The organism is Prosthecobacter sp., assembly GCF_014879935.1.
GTDB lineage: Bacteria > Verrucomicrobiota > Verrucomicrobiia > Verrucomicrobiales > Verrucomicrobiaceae > Prosthecobacter.
Genome location: NZ_JACSRD010000042.1, coordinates 1 through 8,384, shown reverse-complemented (window position 1 = coordinate 8,384; position 8,384 = coordinate 1). Strand labels below are relative to the sequence as shown.

General features: G+C 54.4%; 7 protein-coding genes. 6 read left to right on the top strand and 1 reads right to left on the bottom strand.

From position 1 onward, the window contains the following. The first annotated feature begins 995 nt into the window (after positions 1-995). From IAE77_RS00790 to IAE77_RS00765, 6 genes are all read left to right on the top strand, one after another. The gene (locus IAE77_RS00790; RefSeq protein WP_294220396.1) at positions 996-2,459 is read left to right on the top strand and encodes a hypothetical protein; all 1,464 of its coding nucleotides are present in this window, start codon (positions 996-998) and stop codon (positions 2,457-2,459) included. 25 nt (positions 2,460-2,484) lie between these two features. Continuing rightward, positions 2,485-3,183 carry a hypothetical protein gene (locus IAE77_RS00785; protein WP_294220394.1) on the top strand — a complete coding sequence of 233 codons (699 nt, stop codon included), beginning with the start codon at positions 2,485-2,487 and terminating at the stop codon, positions 3,181-3,183. A 67-nt stretch (positions 3,184-3,250) separates the two neighbouring features. Then, positions 3,251-5,344, top strand: coding sequence for an ATP-binding cassette domain-containing protein (locus tag IAE77_RS00780; protein ID WP_294220393.1), 2,094 nt, complete (start codon positions 3,251-3,253; stop codon positions 5,342-5,344). A gap of 17 nt (positions 5,345-5,361) precedes the next feature. Beyond that, positions 5,362-6,576, top strand: coding sequence for a hypothetical protein (locus IAE77_RS00775; RefSeq protein WP_294220391.1), 1,215 nt, complete (start codon positions 5,362-5,364; stop codon positions 6,574-6,576). 97 nt (positions 6,577-6,673) lie between these two features. Next, positions 6,674-7,144, top strand: a complete 471-nt coding sequence (locus tag IAE77_RS00770; protein ID WP_294220389.1) for a hypothetical protein — start codon at positions 6,674-6,676, stop codon at positions 7,142-7,144. 29 nt (positions 7,145-7,173) lie between these two features. After that, the gene (locus tag IAE77_RS00765; RefSeq protein WP_294220387.1) at positions 7,174-7,770 is read left to right on the top strand and encodes a paraquat-inducible protein A; all 597 of its coding nucleotides are present in this window, start codon (positions 7,174-7,176) and stop codon (positions 7,768-7,770) included. Between the two features lie 38 nt (positions 7,771-7,808). Here the strand turns inward: IAE77_RS00765 and IAE77_RS00760 are convergent. Next, on the bottom strand, positions 7,809-8,384 hold a 576-nt coding region (locus IAE77_RS00760), incomplete at its 5' end, for a C39 family peptidase (RefSeq protein WP_294220385.1).

Here is an 8,384-nt window from a genome sequence, read left to right as displayed (position 1 = left end):
AGATGTGTATAAGAGACAGGCTCTCAAAGTATCGCATCCGTCCCTGGATGTGGGGAGTGGCAGTGCCAGTGCTGTTGCTGATTCGATTTGATCAGATGCCTCGCGTTCCTGTCACCTACGACCCATCACGGTATGCTTCAAGCAGCACGCCTTCAGAGGGCGCATCTGCATCGGCACCTAGCCGGGAGACTTTGCGTGACTATTATGAACCAAATGGCCCGCGAGACATCTTCTCGATGCCGAGCCAGCCCCCAGCCCGACCTAACGCCACACCGCAGCAAAATGGAGGGCAGCAAATAAGCCAGGAGGATGCCTTCGCCCTCGGGGTTATCATGTCGCCGCTGCTCCAGCAGCAACAGGCATACGCCCAACAACAGGAGCTTGCGAGGCAGCAGCAGCAAATGCTGCGCCAGCAGGCCGAAGCACAACGTCAGCAGCGAGCTGCGGAGTGGGCTCAGCGATTTCAATCTGGCGGAATGCCGGACTACGCACGACCTCGGAGTTCCGTGCCGTCATCGCCGTTTCAGACACAGCAAATTGGAGGACCATACGTTTATGTCTGCGACCGCTGTAGTCTGATGCAAACCTATTCAACTCAACCTGCCGTTCCTCCCCGCTGTCCGAGGGAGAATGGATTCTTGCGGTTGCGGCGCTAGAAATGCAAATAGGCTCCGGCCAAGGGTCAAAAAACGTGCTCCTTTGAATGGATAAATAAAAATTGCTGGGAACAAGTGAGCCGCCTCGCAGTGCTCCGACTTCTTGTTGCCGCGCCCTTTCAAGCGTTCCGCCCATAGATGCTTCTTGAGACATTCGGAGCGAATCTTGCCCACGTCGAGGTTCAGGGCCACTCTTTACCGGTTCGGGTTGAGCAAGGAACGGGGCACCAGAGGAGGGTATTGGGCGGTGGAAAAGTCGAAATCGGCGGCTCACGCCAGCTTCACTGTCTAAGGGAAATAAGGCTTTACAAACATGCCGTGCGCTAAAAACTCATTTTCATGAGCACCCGCATTTTACTACAAAAACAAGGACCTTCGTATTTTATCAAAGGGATTATTGCAGGAGCAATGCTCCTAATGTTGGGCGTAGTCCGAAGTCTCTCGGAGGAGTCGGCCAACCGTTTTGAGCAACAGCTCGCTCCTGTCGCGACAGCTCCTGCGGGTGAATGGTGGCTGGCCTCCTGGAAGGAAGGCTGGACCTATCAGCATCGGGGTGATTTCTCATTCGGTGCTCGTGTGCGTGTGCGCGAAAAAGCAAAAGTTCACTGGTGGCAGTCTTTGGTGTCAGGCTCGGAGGATTTAATCGGTGAACTCAACCTCGAGGCTCGCGGCAACTCATTGGCTGAGAGCGGTGTCCTGCGGAATCAAAATGGCGAAATCCTGCTCTCACGCTACTATCCGAGGACAGATGTCAGGCGCGCCATTTTTCGCAAGCCTGTGGGTGATCCAACGATTGTGGACACCGCCCTCGAATTTATTGTCGATGACGGGAAGCGTTCGAGTCTCATCAAAACAGTGATGGGTGGGCTGTTTGCAACTGCCGTTTCCGGAATAATTCCAGACCCATCTGCTACGACGACTATGATTTCTGCCGCTGCAGGTAAGTGGATCGGCGAAAAAGCGGACGATCTGGCCAGTGAGCAGCTCAAAAAGCATGGCATCCAGAAGCGTTCTGATGGCGGCATTGAGATTGATCCAGGCTCTTCACTCCTACAGTTATCAGACTCCACGAAAACTCTCGCCGACCTTGCCAACGTGGCCATGCAACTGAACGAGGCGTTCAACCGGCGCATGTTTCTGATTCGAGCATCAACCAGATCGGGCGAAGAGCTTGATGCGCGGCAGATCTACAATGAAGGAAAAGATTTGGCGATGTTCGTTGAGAAAAAAGCAAGTGAAGGGCCGGAAAAGGCCATTGAATGGATGAAGTGGAGAATGGCCGCATACAGCCAGCCTGAGGACTTGGCGCGTGGCGTTTTTCAGCGCGAAACCTTTGCTCTTTCAAGCCAGATATTTGACTCCAAAGAGCGCAAGCCTGGCGATACCTGGGTGGTCCCCGCAGATTTTTTCAACACCTTCCTCCACCCCGACCTGAAGGGAAGTTTCCACGGCAGTGTCGTTCTGCATTATGTGGGAGATGCGAAGGTGCCAGATCGCCATGACGAGAAGGTTGTGTTTGATGCGCGGGAAATTGAAATTTCATACAAAGGCAAGGTGGACGGCCGAACCTTCCACAGCACACTGGAGTACAGCGAACCGCAGTTTTCTGCCAAACTGCGCGAAGACACCGAAGGCGTGTTGTTCATCGACAAAACAGATGGATATGTCCGGCAGGCTGATCTGCGCATGATCAGCGATGTGCAGGCCGGTCTGCCAGACATGAAAATCCTTCAGGGCTTCGAGGTCGCGGGTGACGCGAGATTTGAGGTCCGTTACACCTGCACAGGGGAAGCTGTGAAATAAGTCCCCGGCTCTGCCACACAAACTCATGAAATTTCCAAGACTGCTCCGCATCAGCAATCTCATCATCAACGCCATATTTTTCAGCCTCGGTATCCTCGTAAGCTGCGTTTACCCTGAGGTGCCAAAGCGGGTGACAGGCTGGCTGCCAAGCAACCTACAGCCCCCGCCAAAACGACCTGCTAAGCCAAAGCCACCACCTCCACCGCCAATTCCCAAGCCGAATCAGATCAATGAGGTGCTCAGCGGTTCACTGGCGCTGGTCGAGGCACAGCATACCTACTACGTCCATGTCACCCGCAACACCCGTTTTGCACTGAATGTGAAGGAACTGGGCTCCGTGAATGACAAAGGTGGGACAGTGATGGTCCAAAAGGTTTGGAATGCCTCCGATGCCGTACAGAATCCCATCCCGGTGCAAGGGTACCTTTTCAAATGCATGCCGGTCGTCGGCGGGCCTGAGAAGAAGGATGGTTTTGCCGTGATCGCCTACCCTGCGGAGGTGCTGAACTGGCCGCTTTACATTTCGATCATTCCAGACGCCAAGGGGGGCTTGGTCACCATGTCTTCAGGAGACACCTGGGAGATCGAAGACGAGCTTGCTGCAAAAGAAATCCGTGCCCAGCTACAGCACGGCAAGCTGAACATGGCAGATCTTGCGCGGTATTCGCCGGAGAATTTCCCCAAGAGCTACCGGATTGCGAATTTCAAAAAGGAAAGCCGATAGATTCCGCTGCCTCCACACAGCCAGGACATGCGACTGATGCACCGCCATTTTTCTTTTTTGAACGCGCATGACTCCGAACACCTGCCTGGAAATACAGAACTTTGAGGCGCAGTCAGCAGCAATATCATTGCGCATCCCTGAGCTCGCCGTGCGGCGCGGTGCCTTCTGCGCGTTGTTGGCAAAAAGCGGTGCGGGCAAGTCGGTGCTTTTGAGCGTGCTGACGGGGCATCTGCTGGGTCCGTGGATGCGCAAAAAGGAGGCGGTGCGTTTTATGCATTTCCGTGTGGGGAAGACGCTGGTAGCACAGTCCACGTTTTCATCACCGTCGCAGCTGCGCGTGGCCTTGCGGGATGAAAACCTGATCTACTTGCCGCAGAAGTTTCCAGAAGACCGCTCGATGAAGCGGCACTGCCTGTCTGAAATGGCTGATGTCGTGTGCGCGGTTGCCCTGAACTGCCCGCGTGAGAAGGGCATGGAAAAGCTGCGCGACAACTGCCGGAAATTCGGATTGGAAAATGTGCTGGAGCAGCCGCTGAAGGACTTGTCTGGCGGTGAGCGCAAGCGGGTGGAAATCATCGCCCGGTTGACCGGCGTTGAGATGCGGGATAGGCAAGTGCGGCAGGAGGAGGTGATTTTCCTTCTCGATGAACCGACCACCGGTTTGGACAATGCGACGCAGCGTGAGTACTTTCTGTTTCTGCGGCAAACGCGGAAGCTGTTCACCGACATCGACACCACCTATGTCATAGCGACGCATGCGCTTTCTCTGCTGGATGACAAAGACGACGAGGACGGGGAGGGCATTTTTGACAGCGTGCTCTACGTCCGCAAGGATGAGAACCTAGCGGACGGTAAACACTGCAGTCTCGCTTTCTGCGGCAGCGTGGAGGAGTTTGTGAGATCGGAGCACTTCACGGAGTTGAACGGAAAATGCGGGCACGTTGCTGCTGAGATGCCTGCGGCTGCCTATGATTCGCCGCCTGCTACTATTGATGAGGCCACGGGCTGCGCGCTTTCCGTCAGCAATAGCAGTCGATTTTCAATGCTTTTTTCGAGCCTGTGCGGGGAGCTGCGTCGCGCTTACGGGAAACAGTTTGAGGGCAAGGGCAAGCGAGCGATGTTCGCAATTCCTCTGCTTGTGGGGCTAGTAGTGTTTGCCGCGTTTCTGGCGCGCAATGAGATCAACCCGGAGCGATTTATCTTTTTCAGCACGGTCTACGCTTTCTGGATCGGCATTTTCAACAGTTGCCAGATCGTGAACGGAGCGGTGTCCTCTGGCGAATGGAATTACTGGACTCTGGCAATGCGTCGGCCTTTTTTTAGTTATATCTTCGCGAACGCGCTGGTTAGCTTTTTTCTCTCGCTTGTGCAGATCACGGCGTTTGCGGGGACGGTGTTATTGTTCACCACGCTGCGGGGAGAGGACAGCCTTTTCAATGTCTTCGTCACCCAATCACAACTGCCTGTGTACTTCATTGAGGAAGTAGCAGGCCTCCCGGCGGTTGTGGTTGTTGCCGTTCTCTTCTTTTCCAGCCTGCTGGTTGGGGCGTTGGCCGGTGCAGGACTGGGCACGCTGATCAGTTGCGTGGCAAAGGACACACTCGGCGCTTTGAAACTCGCGGTCGGCCTCGTGGTGATCTCCATGGTCTCTTCCACGGCCGTTTTGAAAAGTGACGGGAGCGCGCTGCCGGTGGCACCGCCGCTATATCTAAAACTCGTCTGTCCTGCCCCGTTTCTCTCCACGCCGAAGACATTTACCAGTACGAAGCCACATGCTGGCTTTTGGCCGCATCTGCTGGAGGATATGTCGCTGGTACTGCCCCAACGCTATTTCTTCAACATTGGGAGAGTGCTGGACAAGGACGTCCTGGAGTCTTCCGAGAGGTATCTTCAGAGGAATGAAGACTTTGAATACAAGCTAACAGGTGCAGATGCGGACAGATGGAAGGTCTGGAAGCGCGTGACCAACAAGGAGACACTGAGGCAAATTCGCATGGATCTAAAGGGGGAAGGCAAGGCGCTCAACGAAAGCGAGTTTATTCAGCTGCTGCTAAAGATCATTGGTCTGGAGATGCTGATGTGCTGTGTGCTATCTGGCATTTTTTTCCTGTGCGGCGCATGGCTCACTTTCAAGAATCCAGGCAACTACGAAATTCACTGACCGAACTCACTTGCATCATGAACGCCTTCAAATTCACTCATTTTCTTTTCGGCACATGCTTGCTGGCCTTTTCATTCGGTAACGAACTGTTTGCGCAGACTGCCATGCAGCTCAATTCAGACATGCTGCTTTGGAAGAAAAACTTTGATTATCGCACCGAAGTCAAAGCAGACATCTCGCTGACAAATACGAAAATCAATGTGAAGCTATCAGATCGTTCGGCAACGGGTTCCCAGGATCGCTCTTTTCACTATCAAGGAGCGATGGCCTATAACACTAGGTTGGTAAAGGATTCCACTCACAACGGCTCTGCCGGCAGGTACTATCAGCTCTGCGACATCATGAAAAGCGAGACCCATCCGCTGGAATTAAAAGTTGAATCCGGATTCTGGGAAGTCTGGGCGCAAAGACTTTGGTCTGATCTACCTGTGGAGTGGCAACCCCATGTGGAAGTGAAGGAACGAAACGCAGAGGTTTTCGGCGGGAGCTACGTCATCGTGCGGCAGAAGCCAGGCTCTCCTGATTTGCTGGGCGGCGGTGCCCTTGAACTGGCGTTTCAATCCATGGGAGCCTTGTCAAGAAAATGGTTTTTGCTGGAATGGACGAGGCCAAATGCTGTGAAAAACGCCGCAGTGAGGGTGTCTCCCGCAGAATCGCGAGACGGCCGCGTGGTGGCTACGGGAGGGCAGGCAGACAACATGATCAAGGATGTTATCGGACGTGAATCGAAGCTGCTGTATGAGGCCATGCTGGGATTTCAGGGGGAGCGCAAGGACGGGGACCAATGGATCGTGGACGGGGAGACGCTGGATGCGATGGTGCATCCGACGGTGAAAGGTTCGTTTCGTGGTTCTGTCGTGGTAAAGGCGGAACTCGTGAAAAACGAATCTCCTGTGAGGACCGTCGATCAGATTAACGGCTTCAAGCTAAAATTCATCCCGCGTGGGACCGTGGAAGGGAGAAGCCATGTGACGGACCTACGGTTTGTGGTCGAGACGGTGGATGGCGGCAATCATGAAACGAAACTGACGCCGGAGGACGGCAGGTTCTCTGGGGAGATCTGGCTGGATGCGGAAAACCAGAGCGTCCGCTATGGCGAACTGCGAGTGGATGGAGCGAAGTATGACGGCTTTCTTCCGAGGATAGGGGATCTGAATGCGAAGATCAATCTGGACGCGGACTTTCGCTTCAATCTGTCCTACACTCAGTCCATCACTGCCTCCGAACCTTGAGCCGTCGTGTAGTGCGCCATTCCATGCATGCTGCGAGCTGCGCGGGCCGCCACAAACACCTCCGGGTTTATCACTACTCTTTCACCGCCTCTCTGTCATGACGAACAGCAAACAAAGAACGGCCTGCCTTCAGGTGGGCTGCGGGGGTCTCATACTATTGATGGCGCTGTATCTCGCTATCAGTCTGGTGCGCTGTGCGTTTATCAAAATCGAACCACTTGCGCCGCCTGAGGGACATGTACCGCAGCCGGAGCTGGTGGAGCAGTTCGCGGGGCAGTATGTCTCCGAATCGGGCCGGACGAAGTATGAACTGAATGTCGGTGAAAAGCGCTTTTCATTTTATACCACGATCGGAACACGCCTGCTGCTGCAGACGGAGCTGGTGCCGTTCGAGGCACGCGAGATGGATGAGGCCGGGATGGTGATCGAAGTCCTGGGTGATGACCAGCAGGCGGGCGGAGCACCAGCCGCGAGATTCAGGATCACCAAAAGCGCAGAGGGTTCCTTCAAACTAGAGAGGATGAAACCCGTGGGGGGGAGCCTTGGCGTGTTCCGCAAACAGTCCTGACTCCATGCCAGCACCGGATTTCTAACGCCATGCAGTCTTCTCCATCCCAAGCCCAAACGCATCCTGATGCTTGGGAGCTTTTTAAGTTTCTGACGTTGTTCCAAAGCGTGACCTTCGTCGTGGGCTTGTTTGCGCCTATGATGACGTTGCACAAGGGAGTGTGGATTTTCAAAGAGGAGAGCACTTACTCTGTGCTTGGTGGCATCAAGGATTTATCAGCCAGTGGCAATACATGGATCGCAGTGCTTATATTTGTTTTTAGCATTGTCTTTCCATTTTTGAAGATCGTGCTGCTCTCTTGGTCATGGCTGACGAAGATGCACAGTCATTTCCGGCGCGTTGTGGCCGTTGTGGGTGTGCTGGGCAAGTGGTCCATGCTAGATGTGTTTGTTGTGGCGCTACTAGTGTGCTTAGTGAAGGTCGGCGAACTGGTGACAGTGGAGATCCGCTGGGGTCTGTTCTCATTTTGCATCTCTGTTTTACTTGGCTTGTGCGCGTCATGGCTGACTTCCCGAGTATTTGGTGGCTTGCGATCAGGACATTATAGTCGCCGCCAAGTAATGAGGAGTCACCTAGACTCATTAGACATGCGAGAGCAGACTCCCTCAAAGAGGTTGAATAGATAAATCACGAAGCGAGTTGTCGAACCTACCATTTGGTAGGCTCACTTGCCCCAGCACACCAGACCAAATCCTCGTTGCGCCCATTTCGAGCGTGAGAACGTGGACCATGGGATCTCCTTCTGCCCGGTGAGGTGGTTGATCAATGGCAGTCCCTCACCAGCGATGAACACCCGATTGGGTTTCTTTCCGTATCCGTAAATCACTACCCAGTGGTCCTCATCGGCACGCGGCGTTCGGGTGAGGGTGATGATGGGAAAGCCCTGGTCGATGGTGGACACGATCTTCTCGAAATCGAGGTCGCACCTCTTGCTGACACCAATGCCGTTGGTGCGCAGACAGCGGATGAGTGGCCTGGTATCGAGTCCGTGCTCGTAATCAGGATTGCACTGCTCGAAGAACTTCTTCAATGAGGCACCGGGACGGAAGGTGTGGAGGATCATGGCTCCGGCGACAAAGCCGCAGGTGTAGGATTCGAGCTGGCGGTAGCCAGGCAGGTCGAGCGTGCATACATCTTCTCCTCCTGGATGCTTGAGCGGATCGGGGAAGAGCCGCAGGCCGGTGGCGCTGGCGAAGACATCCAGCGCTTTCTTGGCGGATTCGGTGAAGTTGAACATGAT

Coding starts and splice junctions, on each gene's coding strand:
- IAE77_RS00775 (WP_294220391.1), top strand. CDS start 5,362: ATGAACGCCTTCAAATTCACTCATTTTCTTTTCGGCACATGCTTGCTG.
- IAE77_RS00765 (WP_294220387.1), top strand. CDS start 7,174: ATGCAGTCTTCTCCATCCCAAGCCCAAACGCATCCTGATGCTTGGGAG.
- IAE77_RS00770 (WP_294220389.1), top strand. CDS start 6,674: ATGACGAACAGCAAACAAAGAACGGCCTGCCTTCAGGTGGGCTGCGGG.
- IAE77_RS00790 (WP_294220396.1), top strand. CDS start 996: ATGAGCACCCGCATTTTACTACAAAAACAAGGACCTTCGTATTTTATC.
- IAE77_RS00785 (WP_294220394.1), top strand. CDS start 2,485: ATGAAATTTCCAAGACTGCTCCGCATCAGCAATCTCATCATCAACGCC.
- IAE77_RS00780 (WP_294220393.1), top strand. CDS start 3,251: ATGACTCCGAACACCTGCCTGGAAATACAGAACTTTGAGGCGCAGTCA.